Source organism: Pseudomonas cichorii, assembly GCF_015471405.1.
Lineage (GTDB): Bacteria > Pseudomonadota > Gammaproteobacteria > Pseudomonadales > Pseudomonadaceae > Aquipseudomonas > Aquipseudomonas serbiensis.
Window position 1 is genome coordinate 1 of the sequence record NZ_BLVZ01000044.1, and the last position, 735, is coordinate 735.

Genomic DNA, 735 nt, shown 5'->3' on the forward strand with positions numbered 1-735 from the left:
AGTACGCTGTTCGGGACGATGCGTTACGGCTTTTCTCCAGGCCTCAAGGAGGCTCTGGATCAGGAAGCCAACGCCCTGCTCAACGGCATTGGTGACTTCACCAACCTGGCCACCCGCGCTGGCGAACTCAACGCCGCGCTCAACCATCAGGGCTTTGCCGACGCGGCCTGGATGAAAAAGCTGAAACAGCCGGTTCAGGACACCTTCAAGGCCCTGCGCGAACTGGCGAGTGGTGCAGGCAAAACGATTGCCGAAAACATGCTGCTGGCCTGGGTGCCGGTCGACAGCCGTCTGGCGCTGGGCAAGGGCCAGAACCTCGCGGCCTTGATCCGCAACTTCATGATCGGCCAGATTCTGGCCAATACGCCGGAAATGATCCGCATCAACGAACAAATCGCCTCCCGACTCAAGCAGTGGAAACGCGAATGGTGGCTGCTCACCAAACAGATCGACGACACCCGCTTTAACTGGCTCTACCCGCACCATCCCCGCGAACGCCGAAACCTGGCCCGCCTGCTGCAATCACAACTGGAAGCGTTGCGCCTGCACGAACTGAAAATCCCGGGCCTGCTGGACTTTCAGAACAGCCAGTACGCCCAACTGCTGCAGGACGAAATCCGCGCCTTCTTCAAGTCCGGCCTGGACGTCGCCAAGGACTGGCACACCCGCGCCAAAGCCTGGAGCGAGCGTTTAGGTGGTTTCGGAGCCGGGATCACCTGGGGCGTCATCCTGCTC

General features: G+C 60.7%; 1 pseudogene. It reads left to right on the forward strand.

Annotated features, from left to right (window positions below):
* A pseudogene (locus JL015_RS27555) lies at positions 1–735 on the forward strand (hypothetical protein); the annotation flags it as partial.